The sequence below is a fragment of the Modestobacter lapidis genome (genome assembly GCF_054780755.1).
Genome location: NZ_BAAGVS010000007.1, coordinates 97630 through 121895, shown reverse-complemented (window position 1 = coordinate 121895; position 24266 = coordinate 97630). Strand labels below are relative to the sequence as shown.

Annotated in this window: 26 protein-coding genes and 1 tRNA gene; 20 read left to right on the top strand and 7 right to left on the bottom strand. The window is 74.6% G+C overall.

The annotated features are described in order from the left end of the window. Positions 1-49 precede the first annotated feature (49 nt). From ACYVG5_RS10605 to ACYVG5_RS10590, 4 genes are all read left to right on the top strand, one after another. Positions 50-601, top strand: coding sequence for a hypothetical protein (locus ACYVG5_RS10605; RefSeq protein WP_460683164.1), 552 nt, complete (start codon positions 50-52; stop codon positions 599-601). Between the two features lie 210 nt (positions 602-811). Further along, positions 812-3100: a (Fe-S)-binding protein gene (locus ACYVG5_RS10600; RefSeq protein ID WP_222048805.1), complete on the top strand. Its 2289-nt coding sequence runs from the start codon at positions 812-814 to the stop codon at positions 3098-3100. 190 nt (positions 3101-3290) lie between these two features. Beyond that, complete coding sequence (locus ACYVG5_RS10595; protein ID WP_222048804.1) at positions 3291-3851, top strand: hypothetical protein; 561 nt, start codon at positions 3291-3293, stop codon at positions 3849-3851. Between the two features lie 44 nt (positions 3852-3895). Next, positions 3896-5230, top strand: a complete 1335-nt coding sequence (locus tag ACYVG5_RS10590; protein WP_222048803.1) for an MFS transporter — start codon at positions 3896-3898, stop codon at positions 5228-5230. Positions 5231-5258: 28 nt separating this feature from the next. Here ACYVG5_RS10590 and ACYVG5_RS10585 read toward each other — a convergent pair whose 3' ends face one another. Together ACYVG5_RS10585 and dcd are read right to left on the bottom strand one after the other, a co-directional pair. Further along, positions 5259-6035 carry a class I SAM-dependent methyltransferase gene (locus ACYVG5_RS10585; RefSeq protein WP_246630291.1) on the bottom strand — a complete coding sequence of 259 codons (777 nt, stop codon included), beginning with the start codon at positions 6033-6035 and terminating at the stop codon, positions 5259-5261. A gap of 76 nt (positions 6036-6111) precedes the next feature. Further along, positions 6112-6705, bottom strand: coding sequence for a dCTP deaminase (dcd, locus tag ACYVG5_RS10580; protein ID WP_222048802.1), 594 nt, complete (start codon positions 6703-6705; stop codon positions 6112-6114). A gap of 90 nt (positions 6706-6795) precedes the next feature. Between dcd and ACYVG5_RS10575 the strand changes: the two genes are divergently transcribed. The 5 genes from ACYVG5_RS10575 (at position 6796) to ACYVG5_RS10555 (ending at position 11298) form a co-directional block, all read left to right on the top strand. Further along, a complete protein-coding gene (locus ACYVG5_RS10575; protein ID WP_460683163.1) occupies positions 6796-6924 on the top strand; it encodes a hypothetical protein in 129 nt (42 codons plus the stop codon). A 155-nt stretch (positions 6925-7079) separates the two neighbouring features. Next, entirely contained in the window at positions 7080-9803 is a 2724-nt protein-coding gene (locus tag ACYVG5_RS10570; RefSeq protein ID WP_222048801.1) for a S8 family serine peptidase, read from the top strand. A gap of 76 nt (positions 9804-9879) precedes the next feature. Next, positions 9880-9950: transfer RNA gene (locus tag ACYVG5_RS10565), tRNA-Gly, on the top strand. A gap of 72 nt (positions 9951-10022) precedes the next feature. Then, positions 10023-10583, top strand: a complete 561-nt coding sequence (locus tag ACYVG5_RS10560; RefSeq protein WP_222048800.1) for a GNAT family N-acetyltransferase — start codon at positions 10023-10025, stop codon at positions 10581-10583. A gap of 160 nt (positions 10584-10743) precedes the next feature. Beyond that, entirely contained in the window at positions 10744-11298 is a 555-nt protein-coding gene (locus ACYVG5_RS10555; protein ID WP_222048799.1) for a universal stress protein, read from the top strand. 94 nt (positions 11299-11392) lie between these two features. Here ACYVG5_RS10555 and ACYVG5_RS10550 read toward each other — a convergent pair whose 3' ends face one another. The 3 genes from ACYVG5_RS10550 to ACYVG5_RS10540 all read right to left on the bottom strand — a co-directional run bounded on the left by ACYVG5_RS10550 (position 11393) and on the right by ACYVG5_RS10540 (position 13952). Then, positions 11393-12025, bottom strand: coding sequence for a response regulator transcription factor (locus ACYVG5_RS10550; RefSeq protein ID WP_460683162.1), 633 nt, complete (start codon positions 12023-12025; stop codon positions 11393-11395). Positions 12026-12118: 93 nt separating this feature from the next. Continuing rightward, positions 12119-13147, bottom strand: coding sequence for a type III polyketide synthase (locus ACYVG5_RS10545; protein WP_222048798.1), 1029 nt, complete (start codon positions 13145-13147; stop codon positions 12119-12121). A 94-nt stretch (positions 13148-13241) separates the two neighbouring features. After that, positions 13242-13952, bottom strand: coding sequence for a methyltransferase domain-containing protein (locus ACYVG5_RS10540; RefSeq protein WP_222048797.1), 711 nt, complete (start codon positions 13950-13952; stop codon positions 13242-13244). A gap of 92 nt (positions 13953-14044) precedes the next feature. Between ACYVG5_RS10540 and ACYVG5_RS10535 the strand changes: the two genes are divergently transcribed. From ACYVG5_RS10535 to ACYVG5_RS10495, 9 genes are all read left to right on the top strand, one after another. Then, positions 14045-14542, top strand: coding sequence for a DUF6328 family protein (locus tag ACYVG5_RS10535; RefSeq protein ID WP_222048796.1), 498 nt, complete (start codon positions 14045-14047; stop codon positions 14540-14542). 62 nt (positions 14543-14604) lie between these two features. After that, positions 14605-15585, top strand: a complete 981-nt coding sequence (locus tag ACYVG5_RS10530) for a ribokinase (protein ID WP_222048795.1) — start codon at positions 14605-14607, stop codon at positions 15583-15585. Next, positions 15582-15740: a hypothetical protein gene (locus ACYVG5_RS10525; RefSeq protein WP_222048794.1), complete on the top strand. Its 159-nt coding sequence runs from the start codon at positions 15582-15584 to the stop codon at positions 15738-15740. Before ACYVG5_RS10530 ends, ACYVG5_RS10525 begins: the two co-directional genes overlap by 4 nt. Positions 15741-15867: 127 nt before the next feature. Beyond that, entirely contained in the window at positions 15868-16875 is a 1008-nt protein-coding gene (locus ACYVG5_RS10520) for a metal ABC transporter solute-binding protein, Zn/Mn family (protein ID WP_222048793.1), read from the top strand. Beyond that, the gene (locus tag ACYVG5_RS10515; protein ID WP_222048792.1) at positions 16872-17690 is read left to right on the top strand and encodes a metal ABC transporter ATP-binding protein; all 819 of its coding nucleotides are present in this window, start codon (positions 16872-16874) and stop codon (positions 17688-17690) included. Before ACYVG5_RS10520 ends, ACYVG5_RS10515 begins: the two co-directional genes overlap by 4 nt. After that, positions 17687-18592 carry a metal ABC transporter permease gene (locus ACYVG5_RS10510; RefSeq protein WP_222048791.1) on the top strand — a complete coding sequence of 302 codons (906 nt, stop codon included), beginning with the start codon at positions 17687-17689 and terminating at the stop codon, positions 18590-18592. The genes ACYVG5_RS10515 and ACYVG5_RS10510 overlap by 4 nt, the downstream gene beginning before the upstream one ends. Positions 18593-18664: 72 nt before the next feature. Then, the gene (locus tag ACYVG5_RS10505; protein WP_222048790.1) at positions 18665-18820 is read left to right on the top strand and encodes a hypothetical protein; all 156 of its coding nucleotides are present in this window, start codon (positions 18665-18667) and stop codon (positions 18818-18820) included. Positions 18821-19009: 189 nt separating this feature from the next. Continuing rightward, positions 19010-19648 carry a TetR/AcrR family transcriptional regulator gene (locus ACYVG5_RS10500; RefSeq protein WP_222048789.1) on the top strand — a complete coding sequence of 213 codons (639 nt, stop codon included), beginning with the start codon at positions 19010-19012 and terminating at the stop codon, positions 19646-19648. A 149-nt stretch (positions 19649-19797) separates the two neighbouring features. Further along, positions 19798-20220 carry a hypothetical protein gene (locus ACYVG5_RS10495; protein ID WP_222048788.1) on the top strand — a complete coding sequence of 141 codons (423 nt, stop codon included), beginning with the start codon at positions 19798-19800 and terminating at the stop codon, positions 20218-20220. A gap of 45 nt (positions 20221-20265) precedes the next feature. Here ACYVG5_RS10495 and ACYVG5_RS10490 read toward each other — a convergent pair whose 3' ends face one another. Beyond that, positions 20266-21660: an amidase gene (locus ACYVG5_RS10490; protein ID WP_222048787.1), complete on the bottom strand. Its 1395-nt coding sequence runs from the start codon at positions 21658-21660 to the stop codon at positions 20266-20268. Between the two features lie 2 nt (positions 21661-21662). Continuing rightward, positions 21663-21863, bottom strand: a complete 201-nt coding sequence (locus tag ACYVG5_RS10485) for a hypothetical protein (protein ID WP_460683161.1) — start codon at positions 21861-21863, stop codon at positions 21663-21665. A 133-nt stretch (positions 21864-21996) separates the two neighbouring features. Here ACYVG5_RS10485 and ACYVG5_RS10480 point away from each other — a divergent pair, with 133 nt between their 5' ends. Next, positions 21997-22155, top strand: a complete 159-nt coding sequence (locus ACYVG5_RS10480) for a hypothetical protein (protein ID WP_222048785.1) — start codon at positions 21997-21999, stop codon at positions 22153-22155. Positions 22156-22294: 139 nt separating this feature from the next. Next, positions 22295-24139 carry an acyl-CoA dehydrogenase gene (locus ACYVG5_RS10475; protein WP_222048784.1) on the top strand — a complete coding sequence of 615 codons (1845 nt, stop codon included), beginning with the start codon at positions 22295-22297 and terminating at the stop codon, positions 24137-24139. The last annotated feature ends 127 nt before the right edge of the window (positions 24140-24266 follow it).

Below are 24266 nucleotides of genomic sequence, written 5' to 3'. Positions count from 1 at the left end.
GGTTCCCCCGACCTCGCCGGCCCGGACGCTCGTCGACTGCGCTCGTGAGATGCCCCTCGAGGACGCCGTGGTGGCGATCGACGCCGCCCTGCTCCGTCGACACACCTCGCCTGCCGAGCTCGAGCGCGCCACGGCGGCGGTGCGCCGCTGGCCCGGTTCGGCGCGTGCCGCGCGGGCGGTCGCGCTGGCCGACGGGAGGGCCGAGTCCCCACTGGAGTCCCGCGGCCGGCTCCGGGTCATCGGCGCCGGCCTGCCCGTCTTCGAGCCGCAGGTGGAGGTGCGGGTCGGTGCGCGCCTGGTCGCCGTCCTGGACGGGTGGTACGAGGACGCCGCGGTGGCGATCGAGTTCGACGGTCGGCTCAAGTACACCGACCCCTGGCGCGACCGCACCGCAGGCCAGGTGCTGTGGGAGGAGAAGCGACGCGAGGACGGACTGCGCGCCCTGGGCATCGGGGTCGTGCGCATCGCCGACACCGACCTCGGCCGGGGATGGGCACGGGTGGAGCAGCGGCTGCGCGACCTCCTGACCGGGGCGGGACCTGCGCAACGGCGGTTCACGGTGGTGCGGCGGACGGCAGGAGTGCTCCGACGGTCCGAGTAGCCGTTCCACCGGACTCACCTCGTGGTCGCCGTCCTCGCGCTACGGGATGAGGATGGCGACCACAACGTGCGGCCCGTCCCGCGACGGAACGGTCCCGACCGGGGCGGTGCGGTCCGGACGAGGTGTTACTGGCGAGTAGCCTGAGCCGCCCGGTTATGGTCCGGTCCGGGGTGGGCGAGCACGCCTGCGCACGCGCACGAGAGGGAGCTCATGGGCCCGTTGCAGATCGTCCTCGGCACGCTCGCCGTGGTGTTGCTCGTCGTGGCGGTGGTGTACGCCGTGAAGGCCGTGCGCTCGATGCTCGCGATCATCCGGACCGGCCAGCCCGACGGCAGCCGCTCCGGTCCGGTCGGACCCCGGTTGAAGACGCTGGCCATCGAATCGCTCGGGCACACCCGGATGCTCAAGTGGTCGACCATCGGCGTCGCCCACTGGTTCGTCTTCCTCGGCTTCTACGGGCTGTTCCTCACCCTGGTCGAGGCCTTCGGCGAGGTGTTCGATCCGGCGTTCCACCTGCCGCTGATCGGTACCTGGAGCCTGTGGAACCTCTTCGTCGACGTGATCGGCACCGGCACCGTGCTCGGCATCGGCTACCTGATCGTCCGGCGACAGCTCGACCACCCACGCCGCAAGGGCCGCGCCAGCCGCTTCGCCGGGACGAACGAGGGCCGCGGCTACTTCGTCGAGGCCGTCGTCCTGGTCATCGGCCTGTGCATCCTGGGCATCCGGGCCGCGAAGATCGCCGCCGGGCTGGACGACGCCCCCGGCTGGTCGCACCCGGTCTCCGGGGCGCTGGCGAACCTGCTGCCGGCCAGCCCCGACCTGGTCAGCGTCATCGCCTTCGTCAAGATCGTCGTCTCGCTGGTCTGGCTCATGGTGATCTCCCGGATCCTCAACATGGGCGTCGCCTGGCACCGGTTCAGCGCCTTCTTCAACATCTACTTCAAGCGCGAGGACGACGGCGGCCAGGCCCTCGGCCCGCTGCCGGCGATGACCTCGGCCGGCAAGCCGATCGACTTCGAGGACCCCGGTGAGGACGACGTCTTCGGCCGCGGCAAGATCGAGGACTTCACCTGGAAGGGGATGCTGGACTTCACCACCTGCACCGAGTGCGGGCGGTGCCAGAGCCAGTGCCCGGCCTGGAACACCGGCAAGCCGCTGTCACCGAAGATGGTGGTCATGGACCTGCGGGACCACCTCTACGCCAAGGCCCCCTACCTCACCGGCGCGACCAAGGCCTCCGACGAGGCACCGGACTTCGCCGACTACACGACGCTGGAGCCCAGCGACGAGCAGGTGTGGGCCGGCGGCTACGGCCGGATCGAGGGCACCAACGACGCCCAGGCCCACCGGCCCCTGGTCGGCACGCTGGAAGAGGGCGGGGTCATCGACCCCGACGTGCTGTGGAGCTGCACCAGCTGCGGGGCCTGCGTCGAGCAGTGCCCGGTCGACATCGAGCACGTCGACCACATCATGGACATGCGCCGCTACCAGGTGCTGATCGAGTCGAGCTTCCCCTCCGAGGCCGGCGTGATGATGCGCAACCTGGAGAACCGCGGGAACCCGTGGGGCGTGGGCGGCAACGTCCGCGAGGAGTGGATGAAGGACCTCGACTTCGAGGTGCGCCAGGTCGACGGCGCCATCGACGACGACGTCGAGTACCTGTTCTGGGTCGGCTGCGCGGGCGCCATCGACGACCGGGCGAAGAAGGTCACCAAGGCCGTCGCCGAGCTGCTGCACACCGCCGGCGTGGAGTTCGCCGTCCTCGGGTCCGGTGAGACCTGCTCGGGCGACCCGGCCCGCCGGATGGGCAACGAGTTCCTGTTCCAGCAGCTGGCCCAGGAGAACGTCGAGACGCTGAACACCGTCTTCGAGGAGCGCCCGGCCGGACGCCGGAAGATCGTCGCCACCTGCCCGCACTGCTTCAACTCCCTCGGCCGGGAGTACCCCCAGCTGGGGGGCGACTACGAGGTCGTCCACCACACCCAGCTGCTGGGGAAGCTCGTGGAGGAGGGGCGGCTCACCCCGGTCACGCCGATCGATCGCAAGGTCACCTACCACGACCCGTGCTTCCTGGGCCGGCACAACAAGGTCTACACCCCGCCCCGGGAGATCCTCGACTCCGTGCAGGGCCTGCGCACGCAGGAGATGCACCGCTGCAAGGACCGCGGCTTCTGCTGCGGCGCCGGCGGCGCGCGCATGTGGATGGAGGAGAAGATCGGCAAGCGGATCAACGTCGAGCGCACCGAGGAGGCGCTCGAGCTCGATCCCGACGTCATCTCCACCGCGTGCCCGTTCTGCATCACCATGCTGAGCGACGCGCTGACCAGCAAGAAGCAGAACGGCGAGGCCAAGGAGCACGTGGAGGTCCTCGACGTCAGCCAGATCCTGCTGCGCTCGCTCGCGCCGGCCGGCACGCCCGGCACCGGCTCCGGCCCGGACGTCGGCACGGTCCCGGGGGACGACGCCGGCACCGGCTCGGCCGCCACGCAACACTGAAGAAGGACCCCGCTGCCCCCCACCGCTCGCGAGCTCGCGGCGGGCCCCTGCAGCGGGGCCGCTCCAGCACGTCACCACGCTCGGCGCGGGACCCTGCACGGGGGCCGCCCGCGCCCCCCACCCCTCGCAAGCTCGGCGCGGGACCCTGCACGGGGGCCGCTCCAGCGCGTCACCAGGGACACTGGGCGGCGTGAGTTTCGTCTTCGGCGGCGCCCGGGGCCGGGCGGACGCCGAGCTGGCTGCCGGCAACCGCCGCACCCGGATGCACTACGCCCGTGACGTCAACGACGAGCGGGCGCTCGCCGACGACCGTCCCCCGGTGCACCGCAGCCGGCACTGGACCTGGCTGGCGGTCGCGGTGGTGGTCATGGCCGTGCTGGCGGCGATCGGTGGTCGCGGTGCCGAGCCGGTGCCCCTGGCCGCCGACTGCCGCACCCCGGCCATCGGCGTGGAGACCAGCGCGGTCACGGCCGGGCAGCCGCTCCGGTTCCGGCTCACCGGCCCCGACGGCGTGCTCTACGTGGTCACCCTGGACGGCGTACCGGTGCGCGGGAACGCCGGCAGCACCGTCTCCTACACCGAGTCGGCGGCCGGCCCGCAGCTGGAGCTGCAGCAGTGCCTGAGCCCCACCCTGACGGTGGCCACCCCGGCCGGCGACGGTCCGCACCGGCTGGTCCTGCGGCAGGTCGCCGCCGACGGCACCAGCCGGCCGGTCGCGGAGGTGCAGGTCACCGTCAGCGGCACGCGCTGACCCCGGGGCGCTGCGGCCCGGTCGTCGGAGGACGATGACCGGTCGTGACCCGCACCACCCCCGCGCCGCCGTCCGCCCCGGGCCGGCGGGGCCTGCTGCTCGTCGGTGCGGCGATCGTGCTCACCGGGCTGAACCTGCGCACGGCGGTCAACTCGGTCGGTCCGGTGCTCGCCGAGATCGAGCACGGACTCGGCGTGTCCTCCGCCGCGGCCGGGGTCATCACGACGCTGCCCGTCCTGTGCTTCGCCCTCCTGGGTCTGGCCGGGCCGCCGCTGGCCGCCCGCTTCCGCGACGGCCACGTGCTCGCCGCCGCGATGCTGGCCATGGCCCTCGGGCTGGTGGGGCGGGCGGTGGCCGGCTCGTTCGCGCTGTTCGTGCTGGGCACGGTCGCGGCGATGGCCGGCGGTGCCCTGGGCAACGTGCTGCTCCCGGGCCTGGTCAAGCGGTACTTCCCCGAGCGGACCGGCCTGCTCGTCGGCGCCTACGGCACCTCGATGGCCATCGGCGGCGCCCTGGCCTCCGGCGCCACGGCGGGCATCGCGGCCGGCATCGGCACCGACGGCTGGCGCTGGGCCCTGGGCATCTGGGCGGCGCTCGCGCTGGTGGCCGCGGTGCCGTGGCTCGCCGTGCCGGCCCGGCCGGGCAGCTCGCGCGGCGCGCACCGCTCGGTGCGGATGCGTGCCCTCGCCCGCAGCCGGCTGACCTGGGCGATGGGGGTGATGTTCGGGCTGCAGGCGATGCAGGCCTACGTGATCATCGGCTGGACCGCGCAGTACCTCCGCGACCAGGGCATGGCGGCGGCCACCGCCGGCCTCCTGCTCGGCCTCAACGCGGTGGTCGTCATCCCGGTGAACGCTGTCGTCCCGTCCCTGACGGTCCGGCAGCGCCTGCAGCGGCCGCTACTGCTGCTCTTCCTCGGCTGCTACCTCGCCGGCTGGACCGGTCTGCTGGTGTCGCCGCTGACCGCGACCTGGCTGTGGATGAGCCTGCTCGCCCTGGGCATGGGTACGTTCGCGATGGTGCTGACCCTGATGGGCCTGCGGGCCAGGACGCCGGAGTCGACGGCGGCGCTGTCGACGGTGACCCAGAGCTGGGGATACGTCCTGGCCGGGGTCGGACCGCTGCTGGTCGGGGTGCTGCGGGGGGTCACGGGCGGCTACACCGGCATGTTCGTGCTGGTCTACGTGGCCGTGGCGCTGCTGCTGGTCAGCGGCTGGGCCGTCTGCCGGGAGCGGTACGTCGACGACGAGCTGCCCGGTGCCGCCGGCCCCGCGGGATCCCGCACCGACGCCGCCGGAGCCCAGGGTCCGGACGTCGAGGTGGCCGGCGCCGAGCTCCCGGTGACCGTGTCGCACGCCCACCGGGAGCCGGGCGCCTGACCCCACCGCGGTGGCCGGCCCCGGACGGTCAGCCCGGCAGCTGCAGGGCGCGGCGCACCTGGTCGGACCGGTCCCGGACCTCGGGTGACCGGGTGAGCAGGGCGACGGCGACGACGTACTCGTCATCGCCGGCCCAGCCGCGTCCTTCGGCGACCAGTTGCTGGATGTGCCGGAGCACCTTCGGCTCACGGCTGTAGCGGCCGAACTCCAGGCCCATGGCCAGGAAATTCGCCACCCGGTAGCCCAGATGGGCCGCGGTGCTGAGCGTCTCAGCCGGATCGGAGTAGCTGGGCAGGGCCACGAGGACGTGCTCGAAGCCGGCCTTCAGCAGCCGCAGCACCAGGTCGTTGCCGTGCTCGCCGCCCCACAGCTCGGGCATCAGGAGGTCGCCGTCGGGGGCGGGGAGGTAGGGCGGGTTGGCGATCGCCGTGGCGATCCGCTGCCCCGCCGGGGAGTCGGCCCACTCGAAGAAGTCGCCCAGCTCGACGGTGTAGCGGTCGGCCACACCGAGCTCGGCGATGGACTCGCGGGCCCGCTGCACCGACGTGGCGCTGATGTCGGTGCCGTGCACCCGCAGCCCGGGTTGGGTGCGCACCACCTGGCCGATGGCCCGGGCATCGCCGCTGCCGAGCTCGGCGACCCCCTCCTGCCGCCAGGGCACGAGGGATGCGTACTGGGTGAGCAGGAGCTGCACGGAGAAGGCGTAGTGCGCGGACTCCTCCGCGCACTCGAAGGAGCCGACGCTGTCGGGTGCGGCGGGAGGGGGCCGCAGCACCGCGGCGTCAGGGCTGTCCCGGAGGTCCATGGGCGGCCCCTACCCCGCCGCCCCGCTCGTCACCCGGCCCATGATCGATCTCACCCTGCCGAGCGGGGGACGACGGTCAGGCCGGGTCGAGCCGGCGGGTGTCGGCCCGGCTGAAGTTCCGGAACGACCGGGACGGCGTCGGCCCGCGCTGGTCCTGGTACCGCGAGCCGTACACCGCCGAGCCGTAGGGGTGCTCGGCCGGCGAGCTCAGCTGGAACAGGCACAGCTGCCCGATCTTCATGCCCGGCCACAACGTGATCGGCAGGTTGGCCACGTTCGAGAGCTCCAGGGTGATGTGGCCGGAGAACCCGGGATCCACGAACCCCGCCGTGGAGTGCGTCAGCAGACCCAGCCGGCCCAGCGACGACTTGCCCTCCAGCCGGGCGGCGAGGTCATCGGGGACGGAGACGACCTCGAGGGTGGACCCGAGCACGAACTCGCCGGGGTGCAGGACGAACGGCTCCTCGCCCGCCGGCTCGACCAGGGTGGTCAGGTCGTCCTGCTGCAGCGCCGGGTCGATGTGGGTGTACCGGGCGTTGTTGAACACCCGGAAGAACCGGTCCAGGCGCACGTCGATGCTCGAGGGCTGGACCATCCCGGCGTCGTAGGGCGCGATGCCCAGCCGGCCGGCCGCCAGGGCGGCGCGGATGTCACGGTCGGACAGCAGCATGGCGCGGAGTCTAGGGACGGACCGGCCGGGGCCGTCGTCTCACCCGCGGGAGCCGGGTCCACCCGGGCCGCCCCCTGCCGATCCACCCCGGTGGGGCGCACTGTCCGCCACGGCTCGGCGAGCGTGGTGCGGGGCGACTCCGACATCACCGGGCTCTTCCGGATGGCGGAGCGGCTCCGGTCGGAGATGACCGGCTTCCTGGGCGAGATGCGAGGCTGAGCGGCAGCAGCCCAGGCCGCACGGAGAGTTGCGATCCGGCCTCGGTGCGTCACCACTCTGGGCGACTCCAGCGGTGCACCCCCTCCCGGTAACACCCGCTGCCGCCGTTGGCTCCTCAGTGGCGTGCCGTCCGGCACGCGCCAGGAGAGGGCCCGATGACACGCATCCCCACCCCGAGCGCCGCCCCACCGAGCACGGCCCGGTCGACCAGCACCCGCACCCGCACCCGCGTGGTGGCGGTCGCCGCCGCCGCCCTGACCGGGTTCGGCGGCGCCGCCGCCGTCGACGCCCTGGCCCAGCCCGCGCTGACGGTCGCCCAGGGGTTCGGTCCCGGGGACGGGCTGATCCGGTACGTCCTCACCGCCGCGGACGGCGCGGTGACGCCGGAGTTCCTCACCGCACTGGACGACGTCGCCGGCGTCGACTCCGCGCAGGCCCTGCACGACGGATCCGCGCTGGTGGCCACCGCCGGCCTGACCCCGCAGGAGCTCCGGACGCTGCCGGGCGTGGCGACGGTGGACTTCTCTCCCGCGGTGCCCGTCGCGGGCTCGGTCACCGATCCCTACTGGGCGCAGTACGGCTGGAACCTGGAGAACACCGGCTCCAACGCCTACCAGCAGGCCGCCCGCGCTGACGCCGACGTCGACGCCACGGACGGCTGGACCGCCACCACGGGCCAGGGCGTCATCGTGGCGGTCATCGACACCGGATTCGACTCCGACCACCCCGACCTCGCCGGTTCGCTGTGGACCAACCCGGCCGAGCGCTGCGGCGCGGTCGACACCGACGGCAACGGCAAGGCCGGCGACTGCCACGGCTGGAACTTCGCCGCCAACTCCGCGGACGTGGACAACGGCGCCGGCGGCAGCCACGGGACCGCCGTCTCCGGCGTCGTCGCCGCCGCGGCGGGCAACGGCCACGGCTCCGCCGGGATAGCGCCGGACGCCACGATCATGCCCCTGGCCGTCGGTAGCGGCGACACGCTGGACGTGTACCTCGCGGCAGAGGCCATCCGCTACGCCGTGGACCACGGCGCGGCAGTCGTCAACGCCTCCTTCGGCGGGGCGGTCTCCGGCCACCCGCTGACCACGCTGCAGGCCGCAGTGGCCTACGCCGCCAGCAAGAACGTCCTGGTCGTGGCTGCGGCCGGCAACGATGCCGGCAACCGGGACACCTCGATCGTGTACCCGGCCAGCCTGACGGACCCCAACGTCATCACCGTGGGGAGCAGCACGGCCGGTGACACGGTCAGCTCCTTCTCCGCGTACGGCGCCCGATCGGTCGACCTGTTCGCGCCCGGCAGCTGGATCGTGACCACGTGGAACGACGGCGGCTACCGGCCGATCAACGGCACCTCCTTCTCCGCACCCCATGTCGCCGCTGCGGTCGCGCTGTACCGCTCGCTGATGCCCTCGGCCACCGCGGCCGAGCTCAAGGCGGCGCTGCTCGGTGACGTGGACCCGGTCGCCGCCTTCGCCGGCAGGTCCGTCACCGGCGGGCGGCTCACGCTCGCCCACCTGCCGTCGCGGATCGCCGCCACCACCTCCTACCGGTTCGGCGGCATGACCGGCCCGGCGGGCACGCTGACCCCCCGGGTCACCGTCACCAGCCCGCCGGCCGCCGGCGAGTGGTCGGTGACCGTCGGCCTCGGCATGGCCCAGGACGGTGAGACGTGGGCGCTGGCCGACACGGGGATCACGCTGGACGGCGTCGAGCAGACCACGGACGACGCCGGACAGGCCACGTTCGCCCTCGGCAGCCGGCCGTCGGTGGACCAGCTGGAGCTGGCCCCCTCGGTGGAGCTGGCGGACGGCCGGTACGTGCTGGACGTGCAGCTGTACCGCGACGGCGAGGCCGTGGGCCGCACCCAGGCGGCTCCGCTGCTGGTCGGCACGGCAGCAGCCACCCCCGGCCCCGGAGCGACGCCGGGCACCGGCACCACGCCGGGCACCCCGACGCCCGGCAGCCCGACGCCCGGCAGCCCGACGCCCGGCAGCCCGACGCCCGGCAGCCCGACGCCGGGCACCGGCACCACGCCCCCCAGCACGGGAACCCCGGGTACCGGCACCCCGACGCCCGGCACCCCGACGCCCGGCACCCCGACGCCCGGCACCGGCACCACGCCCGGCACGACCCCGGGCACCGGCACCACGCCTCCCAGCACCGGGAGCCCGGCCCCCGGTACCACGCCCGGCAGCGGCACCACCCCGGGCACGGGGACCCCGACGCCGGACACCGGCACCACGCCCCCCAGCACGGGGAGCCCGGGTACCGGCACCACCCCGGGTACCGGCACCACCCCAGGTACCGGCACCACGCCGGGTACCGGCACGACCCCGGGCGGCACCCCGCCGGCCACCGGCGGTTCCAGGGACTACCCGAGCACCGGCGCCTTCCGGGTCACCCGGATCGCCCCGTCCACGGTGGGCACCGCGGGCGGCACCGAGGTGACGATCACCGGGTCGGGCATCACCTCCGGGGCGCGGGTCCTGGTGGGCCCGAGCGCCATGGCGACCGTGGTGCGCTGGTCGGCGACCTCGCTGACCTTCCGGGCACCCGCCCGGGCGGCGGGCACCTACGACGTCACCCTGTTCTCCGCCAGCGGGCAGCAGTCCTCGGTGCTGGCCGGCGGGTTGACCTACGTGGCCGGAGCGGGCACCCCGGCGCCCGGCACCCCGGCGCCGAGCACGCCGGCCCCGAGCCTCCCTGCGCCGGGCAGCGGACCGGACGCCGGGGCGGGCGGGGGCGCCGAGGCCGGCACCCCGACGAAGGCCGGGCCGCGCGGCGAGCGGCTCGTCCGGACGGCGAAGTACGCCTCGCTGCGGGCGGGATTCTGGGCGATGGACTGCAGCGCGGGCTGCAGCGGGGTCGTGATCTAGAGCGACCGCCCGGACGGCCTGCCGACCGGGCTACGGGCCTTGCTACGCTCTCCGACGAGGGCTGCAAGGCCCCACCGCGGGTGTAGTTCAATGGTAGAACATCAGCTTCCCAAGCTGACAGTGCGAGTTCGATTCTCGTCACCCGCTCTCCGCCTCCACCGGGCCCCGTCCCGAGGCCGCACCACTGCGCTTCGCGCCCGGCTCGACGAAGCTGGTCCGGTGACCAGCGCTCCTCCCACCGGGCGGGTCGACCTCCGCACGGTCGTCACCGCCGACCTCACCGCCGCCGAGACCGACCTGCTCCGCGCGTTCCTGAACGACGCCTTCGCCGGCCGGTTCGGCGACGACGACTGGTCCCACGCGCTCGGTGGAGTGCACGTGCTCGCCACGGTCGACGGCGACCTGGCGGCCCACGCGGCCGTCGTCGGGCGGCAGATGGTGGTCGGGGAGCACACCCTCCGCACCGGCTACGTCGAGGCGGTCGCCACCGGCGCCGCGTGGCGGCGCCGGGGTGTCGGCGGCCGGCTGATGGCCCCGGTGGAGCGACTGGTCAGCGGCGGCTTCGAGCTCGGCGCCCTCGCCGCCAGCGAGGACGGCGCACGGCTCTACGCCCGCCGCGGCTGGCTGCCCTGGGCGGGACCATTGGCAGCGCTGACCCCGACGGGCGTCGTCCCGACGCCGGATGGGCCGGTCTTCGTGCTCCCCACCCCGTCCACCCCCAGACCCCTCGACCTGGACCGGACGCTGACGTGCGACTGGCGGCGGGGCACGCTCTGGTAGGTTGTAGACCACCTGGTAGTTCGTAACTTGCAGTGATACGGCTACTGACTGTAGAGGCGCGCCGGAAGCAGCGCTCTTTCGGTACCGGACGGGTTTGGATCGTCAGGGACCGGGCCTTTCGTCTCTGTCCACAGCGTGACGGCGTGGACACGATGCCCGCATGCACCCCGCGCGACTGCTCGTCGTGGCCCCCGACGCCCCCGCCGCGCCGCCACCCGTGGCCGTCGCCGACTGCACCGTCCCCGGCCGGACCGATGCCCTGACCCCGCCGTCCGCCGGCACCCCGACGGCCGCCGCCCCGGCCCGTCCCATCCCGCGCCTCCCCCGCCGCCAGCGTCCGTGGCTGCTCGTGGCGGTGGACGCCGACCCGTCCAGTTCCACCGCCCTGGTGTGGGCCCTGCGCGAGGCGGCCCGCCGCGAGGCGACCGTCGTCGCGGTCAGCGTCCGTGCCGATGCGGCCGGGGACGACCTGCTCGTCGAGCGGCCCGGGCACGGGGCCTTGCTGGCCGAGCTGGACGCCCGCGTCCGCGCCGCCAGCGCGGAAGCCGGCGTGCAGCCGCAGGTGCGCACCGCCGTGCTGGACGCCCAGGTGTTCGAGGCGTTCGCCGGCGCCGCCCGGGGCGCCGACCTGGTCGTCGTCGGCACCCACGGCAAGACCCTGTTGCGTCCGGCCGTGGCCCGCACCCCGCTCCGGCGCGTCGCCCGGATCGCCTGACTCCTCCCCCGCCCACCGAGACGACCGGGCCCTGCCCCGTCCGGTCGTCTCGGGGGAACTCCGCACCGCGCGGCCCGCCGCCGGCCGCTGCGGCTCAGCCCGTGGGGTCCGGCTGTCCCAGCTTCGTCGCGAGGATCGCGGCCTGGGTACGCCGTTCGAGGCCGAGCTTGGCGAGCAGGTGGGAGGTGTAGTTCTTCACCGTCTTCTCCGCCAGCCCCATCCGGTCGGCGATCTGCCGGTTGGTCAGCCCCTCGCCGATCAGCCGCAGCACCGCCCGCTCGCGTTCGGTCAGCACGGCCAGCCGGTCCCCTCCCAGATCGCGACGCCGGTGCCGGAGCGGCCCGGCCGACGACGGGTGCATCCCGGCAGCGACCGCGTGCACCGCGGCCACCAGGGCGTTGCCGCGGACCGGCTTGCGGAGCGCCGCGGGCGCGCCGTTCCCCTCGGGGAACGCCCCACCCGGGCCCTGCAGGACCAGCACCGCGGTGCGGGGCAGCAGACCGCGCAACCGGCGGTGGACCTCGACGAGGTCGGCGCCGGGCAGGTCCAGCACGGCCACGTCCGGGCGCAGCGCGGGCAACCGGGCCAGGGCCTCGGCCACCGACCCGGCCTCGCCGACAACGGCGAGCTCCGGATCGTCGCCGAGCACCCCCGCCATCCCCCGGCGGAACACCTCGTCGGGGCAGAACAGGAACACCCGTACCGGGCCAGGCCCTGGACCGCTCACGCCGCCCTCCTCGACCGCCTCCACGCTGAGGTGGTCCCGTGGAGGGTAGGGCCGCGCGAGGTGCCCGAGGAAGCCCCTGCGGTGCGCCGGGCGTCAGGCCGGCAGCAACAGGGCGGCGTAGAGCGTCAGCCCGGGACCGAACGCCATGGCCACCACCGGGCCGTCGACGTCGGCGAGCTCCTCCAGCACCAGCAGGACGGTCGCCGACGAGCAGTTCCCGTGCTCGGCCAGCACCCGCCGGGAGGCCGCCATCTGCGGCTCGGTCAGCCCCAGCTCGTCGCGGACGACGTCGAGGATCCGCGGCCCCCCCGGGTGCACCGCCCAGCCGGCGACGTCCCCGAAGCGCAGCCCGGCACCGTCCAGCAGCTCGGTGACCACCTCGCCCACGTGCCGCGCCAGCACGTCGGGGACCCGGGGGGACAGCCCCATCCGGAAGCCGAGGTCGGTGACGTCCCAGGTCATGTGGTCGGCGGTCGAGGCGTCGGTGCGGGCGACCAGGCCGGCCATCCGTCGTCCGCGACCGGCGCCCGGCTCGACGACGACCGCGGCGGCGGCGTCGCTGAACAGCGCGTGGGCGACCACCTGGTCGAGGTCGCGCTGCGCCGGCTGGACGTGCAGGCTGGTCAGCTCGCAGCACAGCAGGACTGCCGGCCGCGACCGTGCCGCCACGAAGTCGGTCACCGCGCCGAGGCCGGGCAACGCGGCGTAGCAGCCCATGTGCCCGATCAGCAGCCGCTGCAGCCCACCGGGCATGCCCAGGTCGCTGGCCAGCCGGATGTCCAGACCGGGGGTGGCGTACCCGGTGCACGTGGCGACGGCGAACAGCCCGACGTCCCCGGGCGCCAGGCCGGCCGCGTCGAGCGCGCCGGCGACCGCCTGCTTCCCCAGCGGCAGCGCCTCGGTCAGGTACCGCTCCATCCGGGCACCCGTCCCCCAGTTCGAGAGGTCCTCGTCCACCGGGTTGGCCACCGCGTGCCGGGTGCGCACCCCGGTGGCCTTGAAGATGCGCTCCGCCGCCCGGATCTCGGAGTAGTGCCGGGCGAAGAAGCCGTCCCACACCTCGTCCTGGGAGTAGGTCGCCGGCAGGGCCCGCCCGGCGCCGGTGAGTACCGCCGCCGTCACGGGCCGGTCACCAGCACGTTCGGGTCCACCCAGCCGTTCTCGCTCATGCCCCCGAAAGTACGTGGGCCGCCGACCGCCCGCCGCCGGAGCCGGCTCACCGCTTCCGCCCGTACCCGGCGAACAGCACCCCGGTGTAGCGCAGCGGGCGCATCCGCACGCTCGTCCGCCCGTCGCGCCGCCAGGCCAGCAGGTCGCGCACCGACGGGCGCAGCCCGACCAGCCGCAGGTCCAGCCCCAGTTGCTCGGCGGTGGCGGTGAGCGCCGCGCGGTCGACGAACAGGGCGGGGTCGTGCAGGCCCGGCGGCGGGCCCCCGGGCAGCCGCTCCGCGATCCGGACGGCGATCAGGTCGGCCAGCCGGGTGGCGGCGATCGCGTCCACCACGAGGGTGCCCCCGGGCCGCAGCAACCGGGCGCACTCGCGGAGCACCCGGTCGTGGTCGGCGACGTGCTCGAGGATCTCGCCGGCGAGCACCACGTCGGCACACCCGTCGGCCAGCGGGACGGCGAGCACCGATCCGCCGACCACCGTGACCCCGTGGGTGCGGGCCACCGCCAGGCCGGTCAGCCCGAGGTCCACGCCGACGTGCCGGTAGCCCAGCCGGGCCACGTGCGGCGCCATCAGGCCGCCGCCGCAGGCCAGGTCGACCAGCAGGGCGTCCGGCCCGGGCGCGGGTGGCACGTGCTCGGCCCGCGCAGCAGCCAGCCAGTGCAGCATCGCGAAGGACCCGGCCGGTTCCCACCACTGGTCGACGAGCTCGTCGTACTGGGCCGGGTCGTTGCGGGCCCGGGACGGAGGGTGCGCCATGGTGCGGACGCTACTTCCGCGACGGCCGGCGATGGCTGCCCACCGACCTCCCCCGGGTGTCGGCGGGCCGGTCCGGCGGGTACCGGCCGGAGGTGGCCACAGACGGGAAGGACGTGCACCGGTCCGCCCGCGCCCGTGGCGAGACACCGGACGAGGTGCTCGACCGCAACGTCAACGAGCTGCTGCAGGAGATGCGGGTGGCCATCACCGGCGTCCAGGTGCTCTTCGCCTTCCTGCTGACCCTGCCGTTCCAGTCCCGTTTCAGCGAGCTCGACACCTTCGGCACCACCGTCTACACCGTGACCCTGACCAGCAGCGCGCTGGCCACCATGCTGCTCATCGCGCCCGTCTCGTTCCACCGCGCGGTCTTCCGCAAGCGCCGGAAGGAGGCCCTCGTCGACTTCGCGGCGCTGACGCTGTCCCTCGGCCTGGCGCTGCTGCTGACCGGTATCGGCAGCGCGGTGCTGCTCGTCCTCGACGTGGCGCTGGGCCGGTGGCCCGCGGTCGTCGGCTGCGCGCTGGTGACCGCGGTCGGGCTGCTCAGCTGGTACGTCGCTCCGCTGCGGGAACGGTCGCGGCCGGGCGGCTGACCCGGCGGGGCACCTGTGCTCTGCTGACCGGGACCGCGACCGGTCAGCGAACAGGAGGAACGGTGTCCGTTCTCGTCGTCGGCAGTCTCAACGAGGACGTGCTGGTCACCGTGGACCGGTTGCCCGGCCGCGGGGAGACCGTGATCGGCACGTCCGTACGGGTCGCCCCCGGGGGCAAGGGGGCGAACCAGGCCGCTGCCGCCGGCCGGCTCGGCCCGGGGGTGGCCATGGTGGGCCGGGTCGGGGACGACCCGGCCGGCGAGCGGCAGCGGGCCGCGCTGGCCGACCTCGGGGTGGACGTGCGGCTGGTGCACCGCACCCCCGGCGAGCTGACCGGCACCGCCACCATCCCGGTGGAGGCGGCCGGCGGGGAGAACCTCATCGTCGTCGTGCCCGGTGCCAACACCGCCCTCGGCCCGGACGACGTCGACCGGCCCGAGGTGCACCGGGCCGCCGTGGTGCTGCTCCAGCTGGAGAACCGGCTGGACACCGTGCGGGCGGCGGCCGCGGCGGCCCGGGGCACCGTCGTCCTCAACCCGGCGCCGGCGCAACCGCTGCCGGCCGGACTGCTGGACCGGGTCGACGTGCTGGTGCCCAACGAGCACGAGCTGGTGCGGCTGACCGGCGCGGACGACGGCGACCGCACACCCGCCGAGCTGACCGCGCTGAGCCGGCAGCTGGGCGTGCCGGCCGTGGTGGTCACCCTGGGCGCCCGCGGCGCGCTGGTGGTCCCGGCCACGGGGCCGGCGCTGCTGCAGGCCGCACCGGTGGTGTCGCCGGTCGACACCACCGGCGCCGGCGACTGCTTCTGCGGCGCGCTGGCCCAGGCGCTGGCCGGGGGCACCGAGCTGGCGGGGGCCGTGCGCTACGCGGTCGCCGCCGCGGCGTCCTCGACGACCGGCCCCGGGGCGCGCGGTGCGCTGCCCGACGACACCGCCGTGCGCGACCTGCTCTCCCGGACGCCGGCCGCCGTTCCGGTCGACCGAGGCGCGGGAGCGCCGGACGGTTGCCCGGCCGGGCCGCGGGGAAGGGCCGGGGCATGACCGAGAGCGCACCGCAGCGTGCCAGTGACGTGGACCAGCCCGACGGCGGGGCGGCGTCCCGCGACGAGGAGGGCACCGGGCGCACGCCGCACCCCGCCGAGCCTGCCGAGGGCGCCGACGACGACACGTCCGGAAGCGGCCCGGACACCCGGTGACCAGCAGCTGATCGCACCGCCGGCCCGGCCGCCCCCGGCGGCCGGGAGGGGCGGGTGGACGCCGGACGGCCGGACCAGTGATACTGACTTTGAGAATCATTGTCACTAGGCCGACCGGAGTCCCATCGTGCACCGCCCCCGCACCACCGCCCCTGCTCGCGCTGCCGCCCTCGCCGCCGCCGCGGCGCTCGCCCTGAGCGCCTGCTCCGGCGCGGCCGACGCGGGCGACCCGACCAGCGCCGGCGACCCGGCGAACTGCCCGGGCGAGGTGGTCGACGTCGTCGTGTCGGTCGGCCAGTGGGGCGATCTCGTCCGATCGCTGGCCGGCGACTGCGCCAACGTCACCACGATCGTCGACTCCGCCGCCGTCGACCCGCACGACTTCGAGCCCACCGCCGGCGACCTCGCCGCGTTCGAGGACGCCGAACTCGTCGTGGTCAACGGCGCCGGCTACGACTCCTGGGCGTCGGCCGCCGTCGCCACCCTGGACCCCGCGCCGGTGGTGGTCGACGCCGCCGCGGCCGCCGGCGTGGAGGGAGCCGGGGAGCACGGCGCGGCCGAGCACGAGACCGAGCACGAGACCGACCACGGCCACGCCGCCGGCGGGGCGAACCCGCACCTCTGGTCCTCCCCGGACGGCGTCACCGCGACGGGGGCGGCGGTGACCGCGGCGCTGAGCGAGCTGTCTCCCGACGCCGCCGGCTTCTTCGCCGCGCAGGCCGACGCCTGGACCGCGGACCTGCGGCCCTACCGGGACGCGATCACCGCCCTGCAGGCCGACGCCACCGGCCGGAGCTACGCCGCCACCGAGACGGTCTTCGACCCGATGGCCGCGGAGATCGGCCTGACCGACGCGACGCCGCCGGGCTACCGGGCCGCCGCCAGCAACGAGACCGATCCCGCCCCCGGCGACATCGCTGCCTTCCAGGCCGCCCTGGACGACGGCTCCATCGACGTGCTGGTCCACAACACCCAGACCGAGGGCAGCATCCCCGCACAGTTGCGGGCCGCCGCGGAGGACGCCGGCGTGCCCGTCGTGGAGGTCACGGAATCGCAGCCCGCCGGTGGCAGTTCGTTCGTGGCATGGCAGCTGGACCAGCTGCGGCAACTGTCGGACGCACTGGGCGGGACATGACCACGACGAGCCCGGACCGGACGACGGCGCGGCCGCGCACCGACGACGCCCTCGTCCTCGACGGCGTCCGGGCGGTGCGCGGCGGCCGCACCATCTGGTCCGACGGCACCCTGCGCGTCGGGACCGGCGCCATCGTCGGCGTCATCGGGCCGAACGGGGCCGGCAAGACGACGCTCTTCCAGCTCGTGCTGGGCCTGCTGCCGGTGGCCGAGGGGCGGATCGAGGTGCTCGGCGGAATTCCGCGGCGCGGCGACCGGCGCATCGGGTACGTCCCGCAGAACTACCGCTCCGCCGTGAGCGACGCCGTCCGGGCGCGCGACCTGGTGACCCTGGGCCTGACCGGCACCCGGTTCGGGGTCCGCCGGATCTCCGCCGCCGACCGCGCGCGCGTCGACGAGGCGCTGGCCCGCGTGGGCGCCCGCGACTACGCCGACGAGCGGATGTCCCGGCTCTCCGGCGGGCAGCAGCAACGGGTGGCGATCGCCCAGGCGATCGTCGACGACGCCGAGCTGCTGCTGCTCGACGAGCCGCTGGCCAACCTCGACCTGCGCCACCAGCACGAGGTCGTCGAGCTGCTCGGCGCGCTCCGCGAGGAGCGCCCGGTGACGATCATGGTGGTCGCGCACGACCTCAACCCGCTGCTGCCGGTGCTGACCGACGCGGTCTACCTGCTCGACGGGCACCCGCACCACGACCGGATCGACGAGGTGGTGCAGGAGGATCTGCTGACCCACCTCTACGGCACGCCGATCCGGGTGGTGCGCACGCCGCAGGGCGACCTGTTCACCCGCGGTGGCCGGAGCAGCACCTCGTGACCACCGAGGTGCAGGCCGCCGCGGTGCAGTTCCAGAGCAACTGGCTCCAGGTGCTGCAGACCACCTTCATGCAGCACGCGTTCATCGGCGGCACGCTGGTCGCGCTGGCGGCCGGGCTGATGGGCTGGTTCGTCATCACCCGGCAGAACGCCTTCGCCGCCCACGCCCTGGCCCACATCGGCTTCCCCGGCGCGACCGGGGCGATCCTGCTCGGCGCCCCGGTGACCCTCGGGCTGGCGGTGTTCTGCCTCGGTGGTGGCCTGCTGATCGGGCTGTTCGGCAGCCGCGGCGCCGACCGCGAGGTCGCCACGGGCACGGTGCTGGCCGCGGCCACCGGGCTGGGCGTGCTGTTCGCCTCGCTCGCCGCCGCGAACGCCAGCGCGACCACCAACGTGCTGTTCGGCAACCTGCTGGCCATCTCCTCGGGTCAGCTGTGGATCTTCGGCGCGTTCACCGCCGTCGTCGTCCTGACCCTGGCGGTGCTGGCCCGCCCGCTGGTCTTCGCCTCGGTCGACCCCGCCGTCGCGGAGGCCCGGGGCGTGCCGGTACGCGCGCTGGGCATCGCCTTCGTCGTGCTGCTGGCGCTCACCATCACCATGGCGGTGCAGGTCGTCGGGACCCTGCTGCTGTTCGCCCTGGTGGTCACCCCGGCGGCCGCGGCCCTGCGGCTCACCGCCCGTCCCGGGGCCGTGGCCGGCCTGGCGGTGCTGTTCGCCCTGGGCTCGGTGTGGCTGGGGCTGCTGCTCTCGGCCATGGTCGACCTCCCGCCGAGCTTCTTCATCGTCGCGGTCGCCACGCTGGTCTGGGTGGGGTCGCTCGCCGCGACCCGGGAGCGCATCCGCCCGGGAGCCGCCCCGGCGCCCGAGGTGGCCGGCCCGCTGGTACCCGAGCGCACTCCCTGACCGCCGGCCCCCCGTGAGCGACGTCTCACCACCCGACCGGGTTTCACCCGTTCCGGGCCTGTTTTCCGGCCGGTGACACAGGGGAAGCTGGACAACATGCGTGACATCGACGACGACCACCGCGACGACGACCAGCAGGCCCCCGAGCCGGCCGCCACCGAGACGCACGCGCAGGCCGCCGTGGTCGCCCGGATGCTGGCCAACCCCCGCCGGACGCGCCGGGCCTGACCCGACCGGTGGCGCGGGGTCGCGGACGGCGGCGGCCCAGGTGCTGGCGGTGACGCACCGCTGTCACATGCGCACCAGGAACCCCCGTCGTCCCGGGATGCACCCCCTCCCCAGTGACTCAGCGCAATCGGCGCTGCCCCCCGGCGTGCCGCGAACTGCTCCGTCACGTGGTGCTGCACGATCGGTCGCGTGACTGCCGCAGCTCTCCCCCTGCACCCCGCTGACGACGGGCAGGCGCCGCTCCGGCGCTCCCGCGCCGAGCGGCAGCAGATCGTCCTGGACACCGCGGAGCGGTTGTTCGCCGCCCGCAGCTCGCGCAGCGTCGGCATGGACGAGCTCGTGCGCGAGACCGGCCTGGGCAAGATGACGGTCTACCGGCTCTTCAAGAGCAAGGACGACCTGGTCGGTGCCTACCTGAGCCGCAAGGCCGCCACCGTGCTGGGGTACGTCGACGCCGAGCTGGACCGGCTGGACGGGAATCCCCGCGCCGCTCTGCTGTCGGTCGTGGACATCGTCGAGTCCGACGTCACCCGGGTCGGTTTCCGCGGCTGCCCGTTCACCAACGTCAGCAGCGAGTACGACGACCCGCAGCACCCGGCGCGCAGCGCCGCGGCGGACTACAAGTACGAGCTGCACATGCGGCTGCTCGCCCTGGCCGGCGAGCTCGTGCCCGGGTACGCCGAGGACCTCGCCGCACAGGTGCACCTGATCATCGACGGCATGTACCTCTCCGGCGGCCTGCTCGGCCCCGACGGCCCCGCCTCGCACGGGCGCGCGCTGGCCGAGCGGCTCATCGACGTGGCGATCGCCCAGGAGCAGCCGGCCTGAAGAGGGACTGCGTCCCCCGCACCCGTCGCACGCTCAGGGCGAGCCGCTGGACGGGGCCGCTGCGTGCTGGACCCTGCAGCGGAGCCGGCTGGGTGCGGTAGGACGGCGGTCGAGCGGCGGCGCCCGCCGGCGGGCCCCAGGATGGTCGGGTGAGCGACCGCACCCGCCCCGATCTCGACGACGACACGGTGTCCGCCCTCGGCAAGCTGTCCGAGGCGCTGGAGACCGTCGACCAGGCCCGCGGCCTGCTGTACGGCTTCCACCAGCTGACCGGCAAGGCCGACCGGCTGCTGCAGGACGCCGTGGCCGGGTTCCGCGACGCCGGCCAGACCGACCTCGCCGACGCCCTCGAGCGCGACCTGGTGGGCCGCAACGTGATCGCCGACCGGTGGACCTTCCAGGTCGTCGAGGATTTCGACGCGAGCTACTGGGCCGCCTTCCGCGCCTTCGACCAGCGCGCCCGCGACGAGCTCGCCGACGGCGACCGGCACGTGTTCGAGGCGCGGATGAAGCAGCGCGAGCGCACCCCCGGCCATCCGCACCAGTTGGCGGGCCCCGCCCTCGACGAGTGACCCGGCGCCCGGGCGGCCCTCCGAAGGGTCCGCCCGGGCCGGGTCTCAGCCGACCGGCGCGATCCGGCCGACCACGTCGGTGGCGGCCTCGTAGGCCTTCCCCACGTCGAGCACCGTCGCCTCGTCGAAGGGCCTTCCGGTGATCTGCATGCCGAGCGGCAGGCCGGCGGCGTCGAAGCCGACGGGTACGGCCAGGACCGGCAGGCCGGTGAGGTTCCCGGGGGACGTCAGGCGGACCATGGCCTGGTCCACCGACTCGGTGGAGCCGTCCGGCCAGGTCACCTCCGTCTCCCCGACCCGGGGTGCGACGAAGGGCTGGACCGGGGTGACCAGCACGTCGATGTCGGCGAACATCGCCGCCCAGGCGCGCTGGACGAGGGTGCGCACCCGCAGCGCCTTGATGTAGTCGGTGGCGAGGACGAGCTCCCCCACCTCCAGCGACAGCCGGGTCGTCTCGAGGTACAGGTCCGCGCCGGCCCGCAGCGACTGCTGGTGGTAGGCGGCGGCCTCGGGCAGCACGATCCCCCACTCGGTGCCCAGCACCTGGTCGGGGTACGGGATCGTCACCTCCCGCACCTGGGCGCCCAGCCCCACGAGCACCTCGACCGCTGCCCGGACGGACCGCTCGACGTCGGGATGCACGTGGTCGAAGAAGTAGTTCGTGGGCACCCCGACGCGCAGGCCGGTGACGTCGCCGGTCAGGCCCGCCGCGTGGTCGGGTACCGGGACGTCGACCGAGGCCGGGTCCAGCGGGTCGTGCCCCGCGATCGCGTCGAGCACCAGCGCGGCGTCGGTCACGTTGCGGGTCAGCGGCCCGACGTGGTCCAGCGACCAGGACAGCGACGTCACGCCCCGTCGCGAGGTCCGGCCGTAGGTCGGCTTCAGCCCCACGGTGCCGCAGAGGTTGGCCGGGATGCGGATCGACCCGGCGGTGTCGGTGCCCAGGCCCACCATGCACGACCCCGCGGCGACGGCGGCACCGGACCCGCCGCTCGAGCCGCCCGGGATCCGCCCGGTGTCCCAGGGGTTCCGGGTCGTGGGGGTGATGCCGCCGAAGGCGAACTCGTGGGTGTGCGTCTTGCCCACCATCACCATCCCGGCGGCGAGCAGCCGCTCGACCGCGGCCGCATCGGTGTCGGGCACGTGCTCGGCGCGCACCTTGGAGCTGGACGTGGACGGCACCCCGGCGGTGTCGTACAGGTCCTTCACACCCAGCGGGATGCCGTGCAGCGGGCCGCGGTACCGGCCGGCGGCGATCTCCGCCTCGGCGGCCGCGGCGGCCTCGCGGGCCAGGTCGCCGGTGACGTGGGCGAAGGCGCCGAGCGCCGGCTCGGTGGCCTCGATCCGCCCGAGGACGGATTCGGTCAGCTCGACCGGCGACAGCCGGCGCGCGCCGATCTCGGCGGCCGCCGCGGTCAGCGACAGCTCGTACGGCTGCATGCTCAGGCCTCCCAGCGGGCGTCGAACGCGGTGGCCGGTGGCGTATCCCCCAAGGGGACGTCGTCGAGCCGGTCGATCAGCGCGTACATCTCCGCCAGCACCGCGCCGACCACCTCGGCCCGTTCCGGGGCGAGGTCGAGGCGGGCACCGCGGGCGCCGTGTGCGAGCGCCTCGGAGGGGAAGGATCGGGGGTTCGGGGCCACGGGCTGCTCCCAGGATCGGCGATCGGTCGGGGGACGGAGTGGGACGATGCCACCCGGCGCTCCCCGATCGCACGGCGCGGGGCGCCACACGTCCCGGCGGGTGGGCCGGGCCGCCCGGGCGGACACTCGGTCGATGAGCACCTCCGGCCCCCAGCCCGCTCCCGACCGCGACGTCGCCCCGCTGGGCGGCGCGACGTCCCCGCCCGACGGGGACGACGCCGACGGCACCGCCGGGCCGGTGTACCCGCCGCCGGAGGCCGAGCCGGACGCGCACGCGGACAGCCGGGACTGACGCCGGCCGGGCCACGAGTGGGTTCCGGCTACCCCTCCGGGCGAGTCGCGACCGGGGAGCTTGCTCCGGTTACCCGTCGGTAATAGCTTTGTTACCGGCTGGTACGAGCCGGCCCGCGTCCGGCAGCACAGGAGCACCCGTGAGCCACTACACCGCCAACCTGCGCGACCTCGAGTTCAACCTCTTCGAGTTCCAGACCACCAGGGACCGGTTCGGAACCGGCCCGTTCGAGCAGATGGATGCCGAGACCGCGCGCGGTGTGCTCGCCGAGGTGCGCCGGCTGGCCGAGGGCCCGCTGGCCGCCTCCTTCACCGACGCCGACCGCAACCCGCCGGTGTTCGATCCGGCGACGCACAGCGTCACGCTGCCCGAGTCGTTCAAGGAGTCGGTGCGGGCGGTCAACGCCGGCGAGTGGTGGCGGCTGGACCTGCCCGACGAACTCGGCGGGTTCGGTGCGCCGTTCAGCCTGCGCTGGGCGGCGTTCGAGATGATGCTGGGCGCCAATCCGGCGGCCTTCATGTACGGCTCGGGCGCCACCTTCGCGGCGATCCTGCACTCGCTGGGCACCCCGGACCAGCAGCGCCTCGCCGAGCTGATGATCGAGCACCTCTGGGGCGCCACCATGGTGCTCACCGAGCCCGACGCCGGCTCCGACGTCGGCGCCGGGCGCACCAGGGCCGTGCGGCAGGACGACGGCTCCTGGCACATCAGCGGCGTCAAGCGCTTCATCACCTCGGCCGAGCACGACCTGGCGGACAACATCGTCCACCTGGTCCTGGCCCGCCCGGAGGGTGCCGGGCCGGGCACCAAGGGGCTGTCGCTGTTCGTCGTCCCCAAGTTCCACGTGGATCTCGCGACCGGCGCGCTCGGCGAGCGCAACGGCGTGTACGTCACCAACGTGGAGCGGAAGATGGGGCTCAAGGTCTCCACGACCTGCGAGCTCACCTTCGGCGACGGCCCGGTCCCGGCCGTCGGCCGGCTGGTCGGCGAGGTGCACGACGGCATCGCCCAGATGTTCAAGGTGATCGAGTACGCCCGGATGTTCGTCGGCACCAAGGCCATCGCCACCCTCTCCGCCGGCTACCAGGTGGCGCTGGCCTACGCCAAGGAGCGGGTCCAGGGCGCCGACCTCGCCGCCCCGGCCAAGGACGCGCCGCGGGTGACCATCACCCAGCACCCCGACGTCCGCCGCTCGCTGATGCGGCAGAAGGCCTACGCCGAGGGCATGCGGGCGCTGTACCTGTACACCGCGACCTTCCGCGACCAGGTGATGGAGGCCGAGGCCGCCGGCACCGCCGACAGCGAGCAGGCGCGGCTGGCCGCCCGCGTCAACGACCTGCTGCTGCCGGTCGTCAAGGGCTTCGGCTCCGAGCGGGCCACCCAGCTGCTCACCAGCGAGTCGCTGCAGACGCTCGGCGGCTCGGGCTACCTGCAGGACTACCCGATCGAGCAGTACATCCGGGACTCCAAGATCGACACCCTCTACGAGGGGACGACGGCGATCCAGGGCCAGGACCTCTTCTTCCGCAAGATCGTCCGGGACGGCGGGGTGGCGCTGACCTGGCTGGCCGGCCAGGTGCAGGCCACGATCGACGCCGAGGTCGGCAACGGCCGGCTCAAGGAGGAGCGGGCCCTGCTCGCCACCGCCCTGGCCGACGTGCAGGGCATGCTGACGGCGATGTTCGGCCACCTCACCGCGGCCCAGCAGGACCCCACGAAGCTGTACCTGGTCGGCCAGAACACCTCCCGGCTGCTGCTGGCGGTCGGCGACCTGATCACCGGGTGGCTGCTGGTCCGCCAGTCCGAGGTGGCCCTGGCCGCGCTGGCCGGCGACGTGACCGACCGGGACCGGCACTTCTACGAGGGGAAACTGGCCGCCACCCATTTCTTCTGCGCCCAGGTGCTGCCCACGCTGACCAGCGAGCGGACCATCGTGGAGAACACCGACAACGCGCTGATGGAGGTCGACGAGGCCGCCTTCTGAGGAAGGCCCCGTCCTCCCCACCCTTCGCAAGCTCAGGGCGGGGCCCGGGACGGGGCCTGACCGACGGCCGCCTCGCGGGCTCGGCGCGGGGCCCTGCAGCGGGGCCGTTCCATCCGGTCACCTGGCC